We start from the raw sequence: 18284 nt of genomic DNA on the forward strand, positions 1-18284 counted from the left end.
GGCTGGCAAGAGACTACGAACGATTGCCCGAAACCTTGGCTGGCTTGCACTTCGTCGTATTCTCCGTGCTTATGCTTGTCCACTTTGTAGCCCTTAACAAAAGTGCCTAACACCCTCTAAGTCGATTCATGGCGTACAGCACAACCGCCGCTCGATAGTCCCCAAAGCCACGATTCGCCCCAGCTTCATCAACCATGCCAGATGATCCAGCCAGTTTGATTCACGGTCCACTATGGGCGCATAGTACCTGCGCCGACCCTCATACTAAAGTCTTCGAATTCGTGACTAGAGCGGAACTGTGAATTGGAGAATGTGAACACTTGATCTTTGTAATCGAATTGAACTGTTTGGCGTGCCCACTCGGTCAGACGTCGCGATTTTTGTGAATAGCTTTGCCGAACGAAGCGCCTGACATTGCGTAATTCTGCTACAGGGATGACGACACTCGATCGTCCAGAAAGCTTCGCCTCGTAGATCGTTAGGCTTCCCGAAGTGATGAAAACTGTCCTTGTGATCCAGGGTGCAAGGATCATCCGGATAAAGAGCAAGGCGGCGATGACGCCAAATACCACCGATTCGAAGGAGTTCACCTGATCCTTCGGCATTCCCCAGAGGCGTAGCCGCCCATAATACTCGCTCCAGTCCGTGTCGGTTGAATAGTGAAAAGCTAGCGAACTGGCAATGCAGATTGCTATCGTAGTCGCGAGAATCCAGAATCGGCCAGTTAACCGATACTCATGCGAACCGCTAACGGCCGATTGCGGATATCCATTTTCCATATTGAATGCCCCGTTTTATGTAATTTTCCGGCTTCGATTGTCAGTGATTTAGCAGATACCGGCGAGCGCGAGCGTAAGCGGCCATTAGCGGGCCGACTCTTCACCAGGCGCGTTGCCGGGCCCATCGAAGGCTTCACGGGCCTTTGCGTTGACGGTGTGCGTTCCATTCTGGGTTGACGCGTCAAGCAAGGAGCATGTCCGTGCTGGTCGTCGAGGGCGGCAGATCGTCGGCCACTTTGCCGGGCGACGTTTGATCGGGTTCCGGCATATAGACGTCGATGCCGATCGCGAGCGGCCGCATGTGCATCGATCACCGGCGGGCACCCGCAGGCGAGAAGCAGGACGCAACGGATGGCCTGGCTACGCACTGGCAATACCGTTTAGTGAATGAAACATGACGTATTAGCCGCAATCACGATTTCGTACTTTGGCGGAAGAGTTGTAGCCCGATCTGTTACCTCGCTAACACAACGGCGAAGCGGCCGCGTGTTTTCCGTTGTATTCCATAAATACTGAACGACGACATCAGCAAGCCGGGAAATATCTAACTTTTATTTTTGATTCCCGGCGTGCTGCTTGACTCAATAAGCAATACTGAAACGCTTGCGCACGTTCGCAGGCTTCTCGATCTCGTCGAGCATCGCAATGGCGTAATCCTCGTACGAGATCATGCTGTTGCCCTTGTCATCGGTGAAAAAGGCATCGCCGCCCAAGCGAAACGTGCCGGTGCGCAGGCCCGGAACAAAATGCGCGGCCGGGGTGAGGAAGGTCCAGTCCACGTCATGTACTTTGCGCAAGTCGTCGAGGAACTGGGCGCCTGGAACGGCTTCGCTCTTGTAGGCTTCGGGGAAATCGGGCGTATCCACGAGGCGCAGGCCCGGCTTGATTTCCAGCGAACCGGCGCCGCCCACGACAAGCACACGCCCGATGCCTGCGCCGCGCGCGACTTCCAGAACGTTCGCCGCCGTGACGCTGGCGAATTTCGCCGCGCTGACCAGCACGTCGTGACCTTTGAGCTTTTCGCCAAGCGCCGCCGCGCCCGTCACGGCGTCGCCAGCGACGAAGTTCGCGCCGAACGGAATGGCCGCACTCGGCTTGCGTGCAACGACGGTGACTTGATGGCCGCGCGACTGTGCTTCGACCGCGATGCGTTGGCCGACGTTGCCGGTGCCGCCGATGATGGCAATGCGTGACATAGTGTTTTCCTCTCTGCGGGTGTAATTTCGGCCGTTCTATCCAAACCGGTTGATAGACGGAAATTTTCCCGCAAGAGCGATGTTTGTCAAGGCGGCACACGAATCGTCAGCACATTGATCCGATTCACGCCGGGAATGACTCAGCGCGTCAACGTGACAACGCCTCCCGAAGTCGTTGCACCCGCAAGCTATGAGACGGATACAGTCCTGAGGCAAGCACGGTCTCGAGCGTATCGATGCGACTCCGCCAGTACGACAGTGGAAACGGCATTCGATCCAATTGCAGCATTCGCGTGATGACGTGTTCGAGATGTTGAATGTCTTTTTCGATCTGGTGGTAATTCACTATGCCCCCGGCTTTCTTTGCGCTCGTTATTTTTCCCAGCGAATGAAAACGAACAGTGAAGGCGTGTTCTGCGGAACGACTGTGCATATGCAGTAGTTGCCGCACAGGGCTGCTGACGCGGCAGCGCATTCTCCCGTTTGCCTGGATCGGGGAGGCACTGGCATCTTTGCAGGCGATGGCGCACGCGGCAATGAATGGGGCGGCGGCGGCGGCGAAATCTGTCCGTGCGTCTCAAATACTTGTTGTGTTGTCTCGCGCGCACCGCAAACGAGCGTGCGCGAACGATTCTCAACGCATCAGCGCCATCCAGTAACGCCAGTCAGCCGCAGCGCCGCTTTCGGCTTGCGCCGATTCGCCGTGCAGCGCCAGCATGCGTACCGCACGTGGCGAAAGGCCGATCGAGCGACGGAAGGCACGCGTGAAGTTTGCTGCGTCGGAAAACCCGTGCGCAGCCGCGATATCCGCAATCGACAGACCTCGATTCGACGGGTCAACGAGTATCTCGCGACAGCGCCGCAAACGCCGTTCGCGCAGGTACGTTGCGAAGCCGCCTTCCTGTTCGAAGAGCCGGTATAGCGTGGCGCGCGACATGCCGAACGCGTTGGCGACCTGCTCGGCGCTCAACTGCGGATCGGTCAGGCGCTTCTCCACGTAACGGCAAATCGATACGAATGCACACTGCTGAACGGCAGGCATGCTTTCCGGACTGATGCTCGAATTGAGCACGGACGCTGCAAGCTGCAGTGTTGCCGGCAGGACCGCCCGGGCGTTCGCCGGTGTCATCTCGGGGGCGTGCCGGTAAAGCGCGCCCAGATGCTCGCGCAGCAGCGCCACTGTGGGAGAGGCGCCGCGTATCACCCGCATGCTGTGCTGGTCGGGCGCGTTGAGCAACGGTGCGAGCAGACGCCGCGGCACCGCCAGATTGATGAATTCGCCTCGTGTGACCTCGGTGGCGAGCGGCTGGGCCGCATCCACGATGAACATGTCGCCCGGCTGCGTACAGGCCTCCGAGCCCCCGTCACGCGCGCGGCACGCACCGCCCAGATAGAACTGCAGGACGTATTGGTCGTGGCCATCGCGCCCGATCTTCGCGTTCGAGCGATCGTAGCGCTGCGCACCTGTGCGGATCGACCCCAGCACGACCTCGCCGAACAGATAACCGCTTACCTTGGTGCCGAAACCGGCATCGCTCGACTCGGCGGTTTGCGTGTCGAAAATCACGTTGATCGCCTCGCGCCACGCAGAAAACTGCTGGGAATGCGGCAAACCACGAGTATCGAATTCGGAATGAGGCAGGGTGTCTGGTGTCTGGTTCATGTGTGAGCCTGGTTATTGACATGCATCCCTATGTGCAAACAGGAAACTAACAAAATTCCTGCATTACGCGAAATCGAGGCGTGGTTATTGTTCGATTAGTTGTGTTTCCGGACCGTGACGCGGCTGTGTATACATGGGCGGGTAGCAGTTGAAGTGGCTGCTGTTCTAATCGCGCTCATCCCATGGCAGAGAGCCACCGATCCGAAACTTCCCGAACGGGAATAATTGGCTTGTCGCCCCGGTTCCCATGAGCTAATCTTCCCGAACGGGAATATTGTTGGGTATCGCAATGGATTCAGCCAAAATCACACCGATCGGGAAGATTTCATCCCCTGCTGATTTGGGGCAACTTGTGCGCGAACTGCGCCAGAAGCAGGGCGCAACGCAGGTCGATCTCGCAAATTTTGCGCAGACCGGCCAGCGATTCATCGTCGAGCTGGAGGCGGGCAAACCAACCGTTCGGCTCGACAAGGTCCTGCAGGTGCTCAACATCCTGGGCGTGGACCTCCTGGCGGCGAGGCGCACATGAACAGGCTGGATGTTTATCGGGATGCTCAGATCGTCGGCTCGCTCATCGATACGGACGGCGAGTTGGGCTTCCTGTACGCGCCGACGTGGATCGCAGCACGCGGCGCAGCGCTCTCGCCTGATTTGCCGCTCCCTGCCAGCGCAGACGAAAACCGCGCCTTTGGCGATCAGACCGTGCGGGCGTTCTTCGAGAATCTTCTTCCCGAGGGCACGATCAGGGAATTCATCTCGCAGGCGCTGAAGATCTCGCCCGACAACGTTTTCGCTCTGCTGGAGCGATTTGGCGGCGATACGGCGGGCGCATACTCGCTCCTGCCTGTGGGTGAGTTGCCCGGCGACGAGCCGCGCTACGTGCCGATCAGCCACGAGCAGCTGGCGCAGTGGTTCGCGAAATCTCGCGGCGTGCCGCTTATGCTCGAAGAAGGTCCCGCGCGGATGTCGCTCAGCGGCGCACAGGACAAGATCACGGTCTACATCGGTCAGGACGGCGCCATGGCGCTTCCACTCGCGGATGCGCCCTCCTCGCACATCATCAAGCCCGCCATCGGCTATCGCCCGGATCTCCCGGCGTCGGCAGCCAATGAGGTGTACGTCATGCGACTGGCGGCCGCATCGGGGCTGATGGTCCCGCAGGTCCGGTTCGACAAGAATCTGAATGCCGCACTCATCACACGCTACGATCGCGCGCAATCGCCGGACGGTCGTTTACTGCGCCTTCATCAGGTCGATCTGTGCCAGGCCATGGGCCTGTCGTCGTCCCGCAAATACGAAGCGGAAGGTGGCCCGACGTTCGCGCAGTGCCTGCGCTTTGTGACGCAAAACAGCAGCACCGCGCTGGCCGACGGTCGCCGAATGATCGGCTGGATCGCATTCAATCTGATCGTCGGCAACATGGACAGCCACGCCAAGAATCTGTCCATGCTCTACGATCCGGCCGACGACAACCGACCCAGGCTCGCACCGTTCTATGATCTGGTGGCGACCTCGATCTATCCGCAGCTCAGCGCCCGATTCGCTTTCAAGATCGGTGGCGAGAACCGTCCGGAATGGATCATGGCGCGCCACTGGGAAGACTTCGCGAAGGACACGGGGCTGTCGATACGCTATGTGCGCGACATCGTCTTGTCGGTGACGAAAGCCGTCCAGGAGGCTTTGCCTGCTATTCATGACCCGATGCTTGCCGAGATTCCCGGCGAGGCCAACGCAAAGGTCTTGCGCAAGATTCACGGCAACGTCGCAAAGCAGTGCCGCACGCTGCTCACACGCATCTAGTGCGTTGCATTTACTGATTGCATCCGCAACGTTGTTCAGCACATCAGCCTCCAGCGCCAGCCGTTCCGCGGACGGCAATTAATTCCCCGCCTTCAAAACCATTTCGATCCCGGCGTTACGGTGGACAACCGATATTCCCGGCAAAACGCCCTCTATTCCCCCCCGGATCAATTACCCCCATAGCCGCCAGTGCCATGACCATATCGCATAATTACGATATATACTTCGCACAGTTACGATGCGATCCCGTATGAAGAAACCCGCTACTGCTCTCGCCGAAGTCGATATCGACGCCATCCACAAAGCGCTCGCCAACCCCGTGCGGCGGGAAATCCTCGCATGGCTGCGAGAACCCGAAACGTACTTCGCCGATCAGGAACTGATGCTCGAACACGGCGTGTGCGCAGGCAAGATCGACGCGCGCTGCGGCCTGTCGCAATCGACTGTTTCCGCTCATCTGTCCGCGCTGCAAAAAGCCGGCCTCGTGACGACGAAGCGCGTCGGCCAGTGGGTTTTCTTCAAACGCAACGAGCCCGTCATCGAGGCGTTCCTCGCCCACATGAACGCGCAGTTGTAATGGTTCGCGTCGTCCGTTCATCGCTTTTACTGCTTCAACGCAGCGGACACGGCCCGCAAAAGGTGACCACCACATGACTACACTCTTCGACCCCATCCAGATCGGCGATCTCACACTGCCCAACCGCATCGTCATGGCGCCGCTCACGCGTCAGCGCGCGGGCGAGGCACGCGTGCCCAACGCGCTGATGGCGAAGTACTACGCCGAACGCGCCTCCGCAGGCCTCATCATCAGCGAGGCGACCTCGGTGACGCCGCGCGGCGTCGGCTATGCCGAAACGCCCGGCATCTGGTCGCAGGAGCAGGTCGAAGGATGGAAGCTCGTGACCGAAGCCGTGCACGCCGCCGGCGGCCTTATCTTCATGCAGCTCTGGCACGTGGGCCGCATTTCCGACCCCGTCTTCCTCGACGGCGAACTGCCGGTTGCACCGAGCGCCATCGCCGCGAAGGGCCATGTGAGCCACCTGCGTCCGCAGCGCGAATACGTCACGCCGCGCGCGCTCGCAACCGATGAAATTCCGGGCATCGTCGCCGCCTACCATCAGGGTGCGGTTTACGCGAAGGCTGCGGGCTTCGACGGCGTCGAAGTACACGCCGCCAACGGCTATCTGATCGACCAGTTCCTGCAGGACAGCACGAACCATCGGACGGACGCGTACGGCGGTCCGATCGAAAACCGCGCGCGTCTGCTGCTCGAAGTCACCGATGCGTGCATCGACGTCTGGGGCGCCAATCGCGTGGGCGTGCACCTCGCGCCGCGCGGCGACGCGCACACGATGGGCGACTCGAACCCAGCCGCGACTTTCGGCTATGTCGCACGCGAGCTCGGCAAGCGCAAGATTGCATTCATCTTCGCGCGCGAGTCGGTTGGCGATAACCGCCTCGGCCCGCAACTGAAGGCCGAATTCGGCGGCCCGTTCATTGCGAACGAGAAACTCACGCTCGAATCGGCGCAAGCGGTGCTCGCTAACGGCGAAGCCGACGCAGTGGCATGGGGCCAGCTCTTCATTGCGAACCCGGATCTGCCGCGCCGCTTTGCACTGAACGCGTCGCTCAACGAACCGAACCCGTCCACCTACTACGCGCGCGGCGAGACCGGCTACACGGACTATCCGGCGCTCGACAAGGTGGCCTGATCTAAGGGACGCATTACAGAGCGCACACAGGGTGCGCTACGGGGCGCACTCGCGCCCCGTGTAAATCAAGGGCGGCCGCTGCGATGACATCGTGCATCGCAACGACCGCCCTTTTTGCTTTTCCCGTTTCTGTTTCCCGCGTTTTTTTCAACTTGATTCGCAATTCGATTATTGCAACGCCGCAGCGACATGTTTTGCCGAATCAACTGCGCACACCTCAAAGCAAGCGTCGAGAGTGCCCGCGATACGGTCTCCGATAGGTTGATTCAATTGGCGTCTATCGCAAGTCTGCTCTCTAATTCGAAGTTCGTTGGTCCGTACCAATCCGTTTCCTGCCTCGCTGACTGGAGACCTCTCATGCGTCATGCCGACGTTGCGCAGATCGTGCACACCATTGCAGCCGAGACCAACACACCCGAGGAAACCGTCGCGCGCATGTACGCGGACACCCTCGACAGTTATCGCGCCGATGCGCGCATCGAGGACTACCTGCCGCTCTTCGCCGAACGCAAAGTGAGAGCGACGCTGCGAGACAAATCCAGCCGGCACTAAAGCCCGGCTTTTCTTTCGCCGCCGCAGTTGCCGCGGTACTTGCCTCGGTACTTGCCTCGGTACGTACCGCAGATGTCTTCACGCGTGCCAAAACGCCCGTGCGGGCGTGCGCATGCCGCGTTGTTATCGTGCGGCCGAAATCAATCTTTACTTGAATCCCGTGCTCTTAAGGCTCGTTTAATTCTTTGCTGCAACCATACGTGGACTTACCCCTGTTCGGCCGCCGGAGCATCGGCGGCGTTTTTTTGGGTACGGCGCCACGAGTCAGTCTGCCGGCGCCCTACGCCAGGCGACGAAAAGAACCAAGGAGCCACGACATGGTTGAAGACGACGTGCTAATGCACCTGAAGACCCTGTTGGACGACGGTGCGCCCTCGAATGTCGCAACCTGCCGCGTCTCGGCTCCGCTCCAGCAGCCGTGGGGCCGCCCGTGTGTGCTGGTCGAATGGACAACGCCGCTCGACGACGGGGCACGCCGCCAGGTCGTCCCGGCCGAAACCACCGCACTCGACATCGCCCGCCTCGTCGCCGCGCACGTGCCCGGCCGACGCATCCTGCTCAACGGCGAGCCCATCGAGGCCGAGCGCGGGCGCGCTCGCAGCCGCAATCGCGCCACGCGCGCTACGGCGGGCGCACGCGCGGCGCGCTAAAGCCGCAATCCCGCATCCGCAAGCGCGTCTTGCACCATTGCTTGCACCCTCCAAAACAAGCCGCCGCTATTTCTCACGACGATGAACGCTTCTCCGCTCATGCGCGGAGCAGGAGCGGCCATGCGCACGGCGCAGCCGCGTACATCAAGCGTTAGTCGATGTCTCCGGGGCCAGCAGTTGCGGCCCGGCATCGGCGGCCCGGGCGTCGATCAGCCGTTCCTGCGCCGCGTTCGCTTCGCGTTTCGTCAGTGTGCCTTCCACCGTCGCGCCGCTTTCCATCTGCAATTGCAGGTACTGGATATTGCCGGTCACGCGCGCATTCGCTTTCAGTTCGATGAAGTGATCGGCAATCACGTCCCCGACGATTCGTCCGTTCACCACAATGTCATAACCGTGCACGTTACCCTCGATGGCGCCGCAGTCGCTCAGCACGAGCAGCGTCTTCACGCCCTGCTTGCCGACGACGTCGCCGTGAACCTGCCCGTCGAGCCGCAGCCCGTCCGCAAATTCGACATCGCCCGTGATGCGCACATCCTGCGCGATCAGCGTCGCGAGTTGGGTCTGCTCGATGCCCGCCTGAAGCTTTTTCTTGCCGAACATGGGTAACACCTCGTTGATGTCAATCGTCTGGATGAGTGGTCGTCGCGCAACCCGTGTCAGCGTGCGGCGCGACTGTGGCTGCGCAGGAACATCAGGTCGGCCCGCAGCTTCGCGATATCGGCCTGTGCCGAATCCGCCGACTCTTGCAGCGCGGCACTAACTGCGTGCGCCTGTTCCAGCTTGAGTTGCATATCGGCCAGTTCGGCGTGCAGCGCGTCGGGCGACGCGCCGGGACGATCCTCGGGCGCGGCCTGCCCGAGCGCCCACACAGCCGCGCCCGCACCCGCCGTCGCAGCAGCGATGGTCCACACCAGCGCCACGCTCCAGCGTGCGAGCCGCGAGCGCACGGGCTGCAATGTGTAAGCGCGCGTCGTGTGCGTACTGTTGCGCGGGAAGCCACGGTGCTTATTCACGGCGCTCATTTACGGTGCTCATTCACGGTGCTCATTTAAATCGCTCATTTACGTACATTAGCCACGCCAGTCCGCGTCGAGCCGCGCGAAATAGTCGGCCGGGTTGACCGGCTCGCCGCCCATGAGCACCTCGTAGTGAAGATGCGGCCCGGTCGATCGCCCGGTCGAGCCCACATTCGCGATGTGATCGAGCGGCATCACGAGTTGCCCGGACCGGACCGCAATCTTCGACGCGTGCCCATAACGCGTCACGAATCCGTTGCCGTGATCGATCTCGACCGTATTGCCGTAGCCCGGCTTGTGCCCCGCGTGGACGATGCGGCCCCCGGCGGCGGCAAGAATCCGCGTGCCGGGGGGCGCGACCAGGTCGACGCCGGAATGAAAGCTGAATCGCCGCGTGAATGGATCGATCCGGTTGCCGAAGTGCGAGCTGACGCGCCCGCTCTCGACCGGCGCGCGGCTCGGGAACGCGGTGCGCGCCGCCTCGTACTGCGCAACGGTATGTTCGAGCGCCGAAAGCGTCTGAATCATGCAGTCGATCTCGCTCTGCGTCCCGCGCTCACCCGGCTGCGTCGCAGGCGCCTTGATGCAAGGCCGTGGCGGGAGCGCCGGACCGCCCTCGTCGCCCTCGCCGCCCTCGCCGCTGCGGGCCCGGCGCGCGGACACCATCACCGGCGCTTTGCGGCGTGCAGGCTGCGCGCGCAGCCGCTGGTCGAACTGGCGCAGTTCTGCAATCTGGGCGGCGAGCCGTTCGATGCGCGGATCGAGCAATGCAAGCGATGCATGCATTTGCCCCAGCTCGCGCACGACGTGGTGGTGGTGGTGTTCATGCGGCGCGGTGCTGCTGATGTCGTCCGCCGGCGCCGCGCCGCCGAAGTAATGCCCGATCGCAATGCCGCCCGCCAGCGCGATGCCTCCCGCCGCAAGCGACCACGCGATGACTGCGCGGCGAGCAGCCCGATGCGGGATGAGTCGCGTACCGCTGCTCGCCAGATCGGCAGCGGAATCCGCCCAGCGCGTTTTCATGGCCGGCTCCGGCGGCGCAGTGCCGCGCACGTAAGCAGGCAAAACGGGCGCGCCAGGCGCGATCGGGAGCGAAACCGGGAGCCAGGCCGGCAGCCTGGCGGGGAATGAAGGTCTGAGATCAACTTGATGGCGGCGGGCAACGACTAGCCGGAGGAAGCATGAAATGCGCATTATGGGTGCCGCTTCCAAACGTCCATCCCAATAACCGCGGCAACCTCCCCGTCGTGCGGCAATCCACCGTCTGGATCGATTTCGCCACGCCGGGCGAAAACCGCTTGACTTCTACAGTCGCCAGACTAATATACGCACCGCGTACATCAACCCCCTACTCACAGGTGCCTGCATGAGCGTTCCGCAACAAGCCTTCCTCCGCGACGCCATGCGGCGTCTGAACATGACCCGCGACGCGTTCGCAAGCCGCATCGGCGTGTCGCGCAGGGCGCTCGACACATGGCTCCTGCCGGAAGAGTCGCAGGAATCGCGTGCGATGCCCGAGATCGTCGAGCGCTTTGTCTCGGAGATCGTCGGCAATCCCGAGCCGCGCGAAGGCTATACGCAAAGCGTAGACACCCAGTCGCTCGCAAGCCAGTTCCATGTCGAAGGCAAGCCGCAACTGCTGTCCGTCGACCAGTTCTCGCGCGATTCGGTCGAAGCGCTCTTTCGCGTCGCGGACATCATGCAGCCCATCGCACGCCGCCGGAAAATCTCGCGCGTGCTGGAAGGCGCGGTGCTCGGCAACCTCTTTTTCGAAGCCAGCACGCGTACGCGCGTGAGCTTCGGCGCCGCATTCTGCCGCCTCGGCGGTTCGGTGTGCGATACGACCGGCTTCACGTTCTCGTCGATGGCGAAGGGCGAATCGATCTACGACACGAGCCGCGTCATGGCGGGCTACGTCGACGCGATGGTGATCCGCCACCCGGAGCAAGGTTCCGTGGCCGAATTCGCGCGCGCCGTGAACATCCCTGTGATCAACGGCGGCGACGGTCCCGGCGAGCATCCGAGCCAGGCGCTCCTCGACCTCTACACGATCCAGCGTGAATTCTCGCGCCTCGGCAAGATCGTTGACGGCGCACACATCGCGCTCGTCGGCGACCTCAAGTACGGCCGCACGGTGCACTCGCTCGTGAAGCTGCTCGCGCTCTATCGCGGTATCAAATTCACGCTCGTCTCGCCGCCGATGCTCGAAATGCCCGCGTACATCCTCGACAAGATTTCGCGCAACGGCCACGTCATCGAGCAGACCAACGATCTCACGACCGGCCTGCGCGGCGCGGATGTCGTGTACGCGACGCGCATCCAGAAGGAGCGCTTCACCGACGAGTCGTTCGAAGGCTACACGCCCGACTTCCAGATCAACCAGGCGCTCGTGGACAGCGTCTGCGGCCCGGACACGCTGATCATGCACCCGCTGCCGCGCGACAGCCGCCCAGGCGCGAACGATCTTTCGACGGACCTGAACCACGACTCGCGCCTCGCGATCTTCCGCCAGACCGACAACGGCATTCCGGTGCGCATGGCGATCTTTGCGGTGCTGCTGGGTGTCGATACGCTCGTCCAGCACTCGATGCGCGACGCCGCATGGCGCCCGCCCGTCTATCTCGGTCCGGACGACGCCGTATTCCACGGCATCGACTGAAACCCGAATCTGGTTGACTCCACAACAAAGCCGGGAAGCATGGCGCTTCCCGGCTTTGTTTTTTCTGCCTGTTTTTGCCGAGCAAATAAATCAGTTATCCAGGTGTTTTGCAGTGAGGCGAACCTGCACGGCATCGGCCGCGATCTGCCGATCGCACGCGGCAAGGCGATGCCGTCGCCGCGCACGACTGCCTGACCCGCCATGCAGGCCGCGCGCAGGGCTTGCCACGCGCGCGGTTGCGCCGCAAAATCGACGCTTCCTCCTCTCACGCGCGGTACGCCCCATGGGCTATGCATCGCTTGCCACCGGCGTGCTGCTCGCCGCCGGCACCGGATCGCGCTTCGATCCCGAAGGTCTGCGCAACAAACTCCTCGCTCCGCTTCCCGAGGGCCGGTGCGTCGCACACGTTGCCGCGCACCGGTTGCTCCGCGTCGTCCCGAAGGTGATCGCCGTCGTGCGGCCCGGCTCGGAAGCGCTCGCGCACGTGCTCAACGAGGCGGGCTGCGATGTGGTGTTTGCCGCGAATGCGGCGAGCGGGATGGGCGCGAGCCTGGCGGCGGGGGTCGGCGCCGCGCGAGAGGCTGAAAGCTGGATCGTCGCGCTCGCCGATATGCCGCGCATCGCCATAGCAAGCATCGCAGCCGTGGCGCGCGCCATCGACGAAGGCGCATCGCTCGCCGCACCGTTCTACAAGGGGCAGCGTGGGCACCCGGTGGGTTTCGGCTTCGAGCACCGCGACGCGCTGCTCGCGCTGGATGGCGATACCGGCGCACGCGCGCTGCTGGCTGCGCACGCGCTCACGCGCATCGACGTCGACGACCCCGGCATCCTGCGCGACATCGACACGCCGGCTGACCTGAGCGGCATGTAATCACGACCGCTGCGGCATCCCATTCCGGGAAAGGCTGAAGCGTACGGCCGAGCCCGGCATTCTAAAACGCCAGCGACGCACAAACAGCTTTGCCGCGACTGCAACAATCGCCGCTACGTGTGCCTGCAAACACAGGCATTGCGCTCGAGCGGCAGATAATCGATGTGCAATCGTCACACCATCGACGCTCATTCGGCAGTGCTCCAAAAGCGCCATCGAAACTCCGCACGGCGTGCGGCTTTCGCCTACGCTATAGATTGAACACCCGCTCCGCCGCCCGTGCGGACAGTGCCACAGCGCAAGAGGTACCCGCGATGATCTGCTCGCATACGAATCCGCTGCCCGAACCGATCGCCGATCCAACGCGCGATCCCGAGCGCGACCCGCTCACGCCGCCGCCGCATGGTCATCACGGCGAGGAGCCGCAGCGTCCCGATGGTCCGCCGAGCAAGGATCCGGTTTAAACCACCTCACCCGCCACGCCCGGTCAGCCAACGCGTGACGCACGATTGCGTCGAAAGTCGCCCGGAAACGCCCGTTGCCGGGCGCGCGAATGCGCGAATGTCACCCTTTGCCGAATTGCGGAATCGTTGCGCAGAAAGCGCGCGTGACGGCAGCAGGAACGCCCGTAGCACGACCGCAAATTCGACCTTACCGAGCACACGCGCCATGCCGCGCAATGACTCCATTCAACTGAAATGAGCGAAGTCATTTGTCGATTGAACAGGACTGCGGATTTAATTCAGCACCGGAACGAAGCGGCAAGATAAAGCCATCAATCATGGTGGAAGCGATGCCCATCTGCAGTGGAGCGAGCGAGTCGTGGCGCGACAGGGCGCCGCAGTTTAACCCGGCACTGTCAAGGAGCGAGCATCAATTATTTATGCATTTCAACGTTTGATTAAGGGTTTTCACCAGGTTAAACACGCCTGTCACGCGCCGTTAATCCGAAAAGCCGTATGGCAATACCGGCTGTGCAGTCACGCAGCCACGAGCGCACCTGGAACGACCACGCAAACGATGACCCTCAACCGAAAACTTCGCTCGATGATCGCGATCCTCTGGATCGGGCTGCTCCTGATCGTCGCATTTGGAACATGGCAAACCCGCGACTCGATGATCCGCGAGCGTAAAGCGCAATTACAAACGCTCGTCGACGAAGCCATGAGCGTCGCCAACTATTACTACGGGCTCTCGCAACAGAATCAGATGCCCGAAGCCGATGCGCAAAAACAGGCGCTAAAAGTGATCGGCTCGATCCGCTACGGCGCAGACGGCTATCTGAGCATCAACAATTCGCAGTCCGTGATGCTGATGCATCCGATCAAGCCCGAACTGGACGGCAAGAATCTCACCGGCTTCGCCGATCCTGCCGGCAAGCACCTGTTCGTCGCGCTATCGACGGCAGCCAATCAGTCCGGCGGCGGATTCGTCGATTATCTGTGGGCGAAGCCCGGCCATTCGGAACCCGTGCCGAAGACGAGCTACAGCAACCGCTTTGCGCCGTGGGACTGGTGCATCGTCACGGGCATGTACATGGATGACGTGCACGCCGCGTTCCTCGCGAGCCTCGGCATCTGGATCGCGGTCACGTTCGTGCTGGGCGGGATATCGACCGCGGTGATGGTGCTCGTCGTGCGCAGCGTGCGTTCGAGCATCGGCGGGGAACTCGAAGTGGCCGTCGATGCGGCGAACCTCATCGCCCACAGGGATCTCACGGCCCGCCTGGAACCCCAGGGCCACAACGCGAACAGCCTGATGAACGCGCTCGCGAAGATGCAGACGGAACTCGTGCAGACCGTCTCGCGCGTGCACGGCGGCGCGGAGAACATCAACGTCGGCGCGAACGAGATCGCAGCGGGCAACACCGATCTGTCGCAACGCACCGAGCAACAGGCTGCGGCACTCGTTGAGACCGCATCGAGCATGGACCAGATGACGAGCAACGTGCGGCAGAACGCGGATAGCGCGGAGCACGCGGCACAACTCGCCAGCCAGGCCGCGAGCGTCGCGACGCGCGGCAGCGAAGTGGTCGAGAACGTGGTCCGCACGATGGGCGAAATCACGACCAGCTCGCGCCAGATCGGCGACATCATCGGCGTGATCGACGGCATCGCGTTCCAGACCAACATCCTCGCGCTCAACGCCGCTGTCGAGGCCGCGCGCGCGGGCGAACAGGGTCGCGGCTTCGCGGTCGTGGCCGCGGAAGTGCGCAGTCTCGCGCAGCGCTCGGCAACGGCGGCCAAGGAGATCAAGCTCCTGATCGAGAAGTCGACCGGCACCGTCGCGGAAGGCGCGCAGTTCGTCACGGATGCGGGCACAACGATGGCCGAGATCGTGCAATCGGTACGGCGCGTCCACGACATCCTCTCTGAAATCAGCCACGCCTCGCGCGAGCAGAGCGCGGGCATCGAGCAGGTGAACCGCGCCGTGGGCGAAATGGACCAGGTGACGCAGCAGAACGCCGCGCTCGTCGAAGAGGCAGCCGCAGCGGCGTACTCGCTCAAGGATCAGGTCACGATGCTGCGTGAAGCGATCTCGAGCTTCCGGTTGCCCGTAGTTGCGTAACCGTTGCACAGCAGTCGCGTAAGAGTCGCATAACGTGCGCGAGCGGGAGACGATCCTCTAACGGCGTGCGGCTTGCCCTCGATCATTAAGCTTACGCGCGGCTCATCGTTCCGGTGAGCCGCGCGGATCGAATTGGCGCTTAACGCCGTTCGCTGCAAGGCGCCAGTGCAATCTCTGCGAATGAATCAACGCAAACGCGGCATCAAATCTGATCGCGTCCGAAGGCTCGCAACCCCGCGAGATTGCGCACATCGATGCGGTTATACGAAAGCGTGACAAGCCCCAGGCGCTCGAGCGTCTGCAACGCCTGATTGATCCGCTGCCTGGAAGCCCCTGCCAGCATGCCGATTTCTTCCTGCGAGATTTCGAGCGCGAGGCCGGTCTCCGGATAGAGATCGGGGTTGAACAGTTGCGCGAGCGACTGCGCGACGCGCGCGTCGATGTCCAGGAGGCGGCTGTTCTGGATCAGCGCAATGAACTCGCCCATGCGGTTATTGAGCTGATGGATCACGAAGCGGTTGAACGGCAGGCTGCTGTCCATGAGCCGGTGGAACGTATCGGCCGGCACGGCCATCACGAGCGAAGGCTGTAATGCGATCACGTCGTATTTACGCGGCTCGCGCTTGATCACACTGCCCTCGCCGAACCAGCCGCCATGCGGCACGCCGGAAAACGTACAGCCGCGTCCGGACGCATTGACAATCGCAAGCTTGACCAGTCCCAAACTGACGCCGAGCCAGTAGGCCGAAGGCGCCTCGCGCGCGGCGACGGTTGCCCCGGCGGGATAACGCTGCGCGTGAGATTCGGCGAGCACCCAGGCGCGGTGCGCAGGTTCCAGCGTGCGAAACCACGAACAGCGCTCGAACAGCGCGGCGAGCGCAGGCGCATCGACGCGCCCCCCGGCACGGCTGCTGGAATCCGGCTCGGCGGGCTGCGCCGGACCATCGGGCACATCGCCGCCCACGGGCATATTGCACTGCGTCATCGCGCTTGACTTGAGATGGGTCATTCGGTGGAACCGCGCTTGCGCGTCTGTCGCTCGCGTGACAGACACGCATCTGCGGCCCTGATACGGTTGCGAGAATCATACCCACAAAATCGCAATCGTCCCGGGCCCCGCCCGACAGGAGACACCGAATGTTGCATCCGTTCGAAGAAGGGCTCGCGCAATGCGAGGCCAATTACGTGCCGCTCACGCCGATCGACTTCATCGCCCGCGCGGCAGAAGTCTACGGCGATCGTCTCGCGATGGTCCACGGCGACGTGCGCCGCAACTGGCGCGAAACTTACGCCCGCACGCGCCGGCTCGCGAGCGCGCTGGCGCAGGCCGGCATCGGTCGCGGCGACACGGTGGCGGCGCTCCTGCCCAACATCCCCGCGATGGTCGAGGCGCACTTCGGCGTGCCGATGCTCGGTGCGGTGCTCAATACGCTGAACACGCGGCTCGATGTCGCCACGATGCTGTTCATGCTGCGTCATGGCGAGGCCAAGGCGCTGATCGTCGATACGGAATACGCAGCACTCGCGCAACGCGCGGCCATCGCCTTTCCGGCGCTGAAGATCATTTCCGTGGCCGACGTCATGCCCGCCGACCCCGAGCATTTCCCGCGTGCCGTCGACTACGAGGCGTTCCTCGAACAAGGCGACCCCGAGTTCGCGTGGACAAACCCGAACAACGAATGGGACGCCATCGCGCTCAACTACACGTCGGGCACGACGGGCGATCCGAAGGGCGTGGTGTATCACCATCGCGGCGCGTACATGAACGCGGTGAGCAACATTCTCGAATGGGATATCCCGAAGCATCCGGTGTATCTGTGGACGCTGCCGCTCTTTCACTGCAACGGCTGGTGTTTCGCATGGACGATCGCGGCGCGTGCGGGCGTGAACGTCTGCCTGCGCAAGTTCGACGCAAAACTCGTATTCGATCTGATCCGCCGCGAGCGTGTCACGCATTACTGCGGCGCGCCGATCGTGCAAGGTGCGCTCGCCGATGCGCCCGCCGAATATCGCGAAGGCATTACGCACACGGTCAACACGATGGTTGCGGGCGCACCGCCCGCGCCCGCCGTGATCGCAAAGATGAAGGCGATCGGCATTCAACTGACGCACGTCTACGGACTGACCGAAGTTTATGGGCCAGCCGCGGTGTGCGCGGTGCAGGAAAGCTGGAAATCGCTCGACGACACCGAACAGGCGCGGCTGGCCGCACGCCAGGGCGTGCGCTATCACCTGCAAGCCGGCGTGACCGTGCTCAACCCGGCGACGATGGAGCCCGTGCCGAACGACGGCGAAACGCTCGGCGAGATCATGTTCCGCGGCAACATCTGCATGAAGGGTTATCTGAAGAACGAACGCGCCACCGAGGAGGCGTTCCGCGGCGGCTGGTTCCACACGGGCGATCTGGGTGTGATGACACCGGACGGCTACGTGCGCATCACGGACCGCAGCAAGGACATCATCATTTCGGGCGGCGAGAACATTTCGAGCATCGAAGTCGAAGACACGCTGTACCGGCACCCCGCTGTCTCGCTGGCGGCGGTCGTGGCAATGCCCGATCCGAAATGGGGTGAAGTGCCGTGCGCATTCGTCGAACTGCGCCCGGGCGCTACCGCCACGGCGGAAGAGATCATCGCGCATTGCAAGCTCTTCCTCGCGCACTTCAAGGTCCCGCGCGCCGTGAAGTTCGGCGAGTTGCCGCGCACGGCGACAGGCAAGATCCAGAAATACGAACTGCGTTCGCAGGTTGGCTCGCAAAGCGCCATCGATCTGAGCGGCGCACCCGCGGAGCAAAAGAAACAGTAAGTGCCTGTTCATG

17 protein-coding genes and 2 pseudogenes are annotated in these 18284 nt (G+C 62.4%); 13 read left to right on the forward strand and 6 right to left on the reverse strand.

Features of this window, described 5'->3' with window-relative positions:
* Nucleotides 1–110: pseudogene (locus EPN59_RS13230) on the forward strand (IS5/IS1182 family transposase); the annotation flags it as partial.
* Nucleotides 111–1360: 1250 nt separating this feature from the next.
* Here the strand turns inward: EPN59_RS13230 and EPN59_RS13235 are convergent.
* Together EPN59_RS13235 and EPN59_RS13240 are read right to left on the reverse strand one after the other, a co-directional pair.
* Complete coding sequence (locus EPN59_RS13235) at nucleotides 1361–1975, reverse strand: NAD(P)H-binding protein (RefSeq protein WP_293037694.1); 615 nt, start codon at nucleotides 1973–1975, stop codon at nucleotides 1361–1363.
* 634 nt (nucleotides 1976–2609) lie between these two features.
* Nucleotides 2610–3638 (reverse strand): helix-turn-helix domain-containing protein, encoded by a 1029-nt coding sequence (locus EPN59_RS13240; RefSeq protein WP_293037691.1) that lies wholly within the window; start codon nucleotides 3636–3638, stop codon nucleotides 2610–2612.
* A 289-nt stretch (nucleotides 3639–3927) separates the two neighbouring features.
* Here EPN59_RS13240 and EPN59_RS13245 point away from each other — a divergent pair, with 289 nt between their 5' ends.
* From EPN59_RS13245 to EPN59_RS13270, 6 genes and pseudogenes are all read left to right on the forward strand, one after another.
* Complete coding sequence (locus tag EPN59_RS13245) at nucleotides 3928–4167, forward strand: helix-turn-helix transcriptional regulator (protein ID WP_293046155.1); 240 nt, start codon at nucleotides 3928–3930, stop codon at nucleotides 4165–4167.
* Nucleotides 4164–5438 (forward strand): type II toxin-antitoxin system HipA family toxin, encoded by a 1275-nt coding sequence (locus tag EPN59_RS13250; RefSeq protein WP_293037685.1) that lies wholly within the window; start codon nucleotides 4164–4166, stop codon nucleotides 5436–5438. Before EPN59_RS13245 ends, EPN59_RS13250 begins: the two co-directional genes overlap by 4 nt.
* Nucleotides 5439–5688: 250 nt before the next feature.
* Complete coding sequence (locus EPN59_RS13255; RefSeq protein WP_293046158.1) at nucleotides 5689–6015, forward strand: metalloregulator ArsR/SmtB family transcription factor; 327 nt, start codon at nucleotides 5689–5691, stop codon at nucleotides 6013–6015.
* Between the two features lie 73 nt (nucleotides 6016–6088).
* Entirely contained in the window at nucleotides 6089–7150 is a 1062-nt protein-coding gene (locus tag EPN59_RS13260) for an alkene reductase (protein WP_293038499.1), read from the forward strand.
* 357 nt (nucleotides 7151–7507) lie between these two features.
* Nucleotides 7508–7702 carry a DUF3562 domain-containing protein gene (locus tag EPN59_RS13265; protein ID WP_293038502.1) on the forward strand — a complete coding sequence of 65 codons (195 nt, stop codon included), beginning with the start codon at nucleotides 7508–7510 and terminating at the stop codon, nucleotides 7700–7702.
* Between the two features lie 317 nt (nucleotides 7703–8019).
* Nucleotides 8020–8250, forward strand: a pseudogene (locus EPN59_RS13270) (DUF2866 domain-containing protein); the annotation flags it as partial.
* A gap of 246 nt (nucleotides 8251–8496) precedes the next feature.
* Here the strand turns inward: EPN59_RS13270 and EPN59_RS13275 are convergent.
* Genes EPN59_RS13275 through EPN59_RS13285 form a run of 3 tightly spaced genes read right to left on the reverse strand, consistent with a single transcriptional unit; the run spans nucleotide 8497 to nucleotide 10391 of the window.
* Complete coding sequence (locus tag EPN59_RS13275) at nucleotides 8497–8952, reverse strand: polymer-forming cytoskeletal protein (RefSeq protein WP_293046161.1); 456 nt, start codon at nucleotides 8950–8952, stop codon at nucleotides 8497–8499.
* A 56-nt stretch (nucleotides 8953–9008) separates the two neighbouring features.
* The gene (locus EPN59_RS13280) at nucleotides 9009–9374 is read right to left on the reverse strand and encodes a hypothetical protein (RefSeq protein WP_293033932.1); all 366 of its coding nucleotides are present in this window, start codon (nucleotides 9372–9374) and stop codon (nucleotides 9009–9011) included.
* A gap of 48 nt (nucleotides 9375–9422) precedes the next feature.
* On the reverse strand, nucleotides 9423–10391 hold the full coding sequence (locus EPN59_RS13285; protein ID WP_293046163.1) for a M23 family metallopeptidase: 969 nt from the start codon (nucleotides 10389–10391) through the stop codon (nucleotides 9423–9425).
* Between the two features lie 343 nt (nucleotides 10392–10734).
* On the opposite strand from EPN59_RS13285, the gene EPN59_RS13290 reads away from it, so the two are divergent.
* From EPN59_RS13290 to EPN59_RS13310, 5 genes are all read left to right on the forward strand, one after another.
* Nucleotides 10735–12027 carry an aspartate carbamoyltransferase gene (locus EPN59_RS13290; RefSeq protein WP_293034249.1) on the forward strand — a complete coding sequence of 431 codons (1293 nt, stop codon included), beginning with the start codon at nucleotides 10735–10737 and terminating at the stop codon, nucleotides 12025–12027.
* Between the two features lie 39 nt (nucleotides 12028–12066).
* Nucleotides 12067–12222, forward strand: a complete 156-nt coding sequence (locus EPN59_RS13295; RefSeq protein WP_293034250.1) for a hypothetical protein — start codon at nucleotides 12067–12069, stop codon at nucleotides 12220–12222.
* Between the two features lie 88 nt (nucleotides 12223–12310).
* Nucleotides 12311–12898: a nucleotidyltransferase family protein gene (locus EPN59_RS13300; RefSeq protein WP_293046166.1), complete on the forward strand. Its 588-nt coding sequence runs from the start codon at nucleotides 12311–12313 to the stop codon at nucleotides 12896–12898.
* A 314-nt stretch (nucleotides 12899–13212) separates the two neighbouring features.
* Nucleotides 13213–13362, forward strand: coding sequence for a hypothetical protein (locus tag EPN59_RS13305; RefSeq protein ID WP_293033878.1), 150 nt, complete (start codon nucleotides 13213–13215; stop codon nucleotides 13360–13362).
* Nucleotides 13363–13918: 556 nt separating this feature from the next.
* Nucleotides 13919–15466, forward strand: a complete 1548-nt coding sequence (locus EPN59_RS13310; RefSeq protein WP_293033877.1) for a methyl-accepting chemotaxis protein — start codon at nucleotides 13919–13921, stop codon at nucleotides 15464–15466.
* A gap of 202 nt (nucleotides 15467–15668) precedes the next feature.
* Here the strand turns inward: EPN59_RS13310 and EPN59_RS13315 are convergent, their stop codons facing one another.
* The gene (locus EPN59_RS13315) at nucleotides 15669–16475 is read right to left on the reverse strand and encodes a Crp/Fnr family transcriptional regulator (RefSeq protein WP_293033876.1); all 807 of its coding nucleotides are present in this window, start codon (nucleotides 16473–16475) and stop codon (nucleotides 15669–15671) included.
* 128 nt (nucleotides 16476–16603) lie between these two features.
* On the opposite strand from EPN59_RS13315, the gene EPN59_RS13320 reads away from it, so the two are divergent.
* Nucleotides 16604–18271 carry an acyl-CoA synthetase gene (locus EPN59_RS13320; RefSeq protein ID WP_293033875.1) on the forward strand — a complete coding sequence of 556 codons (1668 nt, stop codon included), beginning with the start codon at nucleotides 16604–16606 and terminating at the stop codon, nucleotides 18269–18271.
* The last annotated feature ends 13 nt before the right edge of the window (nucleotides 18272–18284 follow it).

This window comes from Paraburkholderia sp., from assembly GCF_004298475.1.
Classification (GTDB): Bacteria; Pseudomonadota; Gammaproteobacteria; order Burkholderiales; family Burkholderiaceae; genus Paraburkholderia; species Paraburkholderia denitrificans.

Excerpts from the sequence above, each read along its gene's own strand:
- EPN59_RS13305 (WP_293033878.1), top strand. The coding sequence starts at position 13,213 with ATGATCTGCTCGCATACGAATCCGCTGCCCGAACCGATCGCCGATCCA.
- EPN59_RS13240 (WP_293037691.1), bottom strand. The coding sequence starts at position 3,638 with ATGAACCAGACACCAGACACCCTGCCTCATTCCGAATTCGATACTCGT.
- EPN59_RS13315 (WP_293033876.1), bottom strand. The coding sequence starts at position 16,475 with ATGACCCATCTCAAGTCAAGCGCGATGACGCAGTGCAATATGCCCGTG.
- EPN59_RS13235 (WP_293037694.1), bottom strand. The coding sequence starts at position 1,975 with ATGTCACGCATTGCCATCATCGGCGGCACCGGCAACGTCGGCCAACGC.
- EPN59_RS13260 (WP_293038499.1), top strand. The coding sequence starts at position 6,089 with ATGACTACACTCTTCGACCCCATCCAGATCGGCGATCTCACACTGCCC.
- EPN59_RS13310 (WP_293033877.1), top strand. The coding sequence starts at position 13,919 with ATGACCCTCAACCGAAAACTTCGCTCGATGATCGCGATCCTCTGGATC.
- EPN59_RS13290 (WP_293034249.1), top strand. The coding sequence starts at position 10,735 with ATGAGCGTTCCGCAACAAGCCTTCCTCCGCGACGCCATGCGGCGTCTG.
- EPN59_RS13275 (WP_293046161.1), bottom strand. The coding sequence starts at position 8,952 with ATGTTCGGCAAGAAAAAGCTTCAGGCGGGCATCGAGCAGACCCAACTC.
- EPN59_RS13255 (WP_293046158.1), top strand. The coding sequence starts at position 5,689 with ATGAAGAAACCCGCTACTGCTCTCGCCGAAGTCGATATCGACGCCATC.
- EPN59_RS13300 (WP_293046166.1), top strand. The coding sequence starts at position 12,311 with ATGGGCTATGCATCGCTTGCCACCGGCGTGCTGCTCGCCGCCGGCACC.
- EPN59_RS13250 (WP_293037685.1), top strand. The coding sequence starts at position 4,164 with ATGAACAGGCTGGATGTTTATCGGGATGCTCAGATCGTCGGCTCGCTC.
- EPN59_RS13280 (WP_293033932.1), bottom strand. The coding sequence starts at position 9,374 with ATGAGCGCCGTGAATAAGCACCGTGGCTTCCCGCGCAACAGTACGCAC.
- EPN59_RS13265 (WP_293038502.1), top strand. The coding sequence starts at position 7,508 with ATGCGTCATGCCGACGTTGCGCAGATCGTGCACACCATTGCAGCCGAG.
- EPN59_RS13285 (WP_293046163.1), bottom strand. The coding sequence starts at position 10,391 with ATGAAAACGCGCTGGGCGGATTCCGCTGCCGATCTGGCGAGCAGCGGT.
- EPN59_RS13295 (WP_293034250.1), top strand. The coding sequence starts at position 12,067 with ATGGCGCTTCCCGGCTTTGTTTTTTCTGCCTGTTTTTGCCGAGCAAAT.
- EPN59_RS13245 (WP_293046155.1), top strand. The coding sequence starts at position 3,928 with ATGGATTCAGCCAAAATCACACCGATCGGGAAGATTTCATCCCCTGCT.
- EPN59_RS13320 (WP_293033875.1), top strand. The coding sequence starts at position 16,604 with ATGTTGCATCCGTTCGAAGAAGGGCTCGCGCAATGCGAGGCCAATTAC.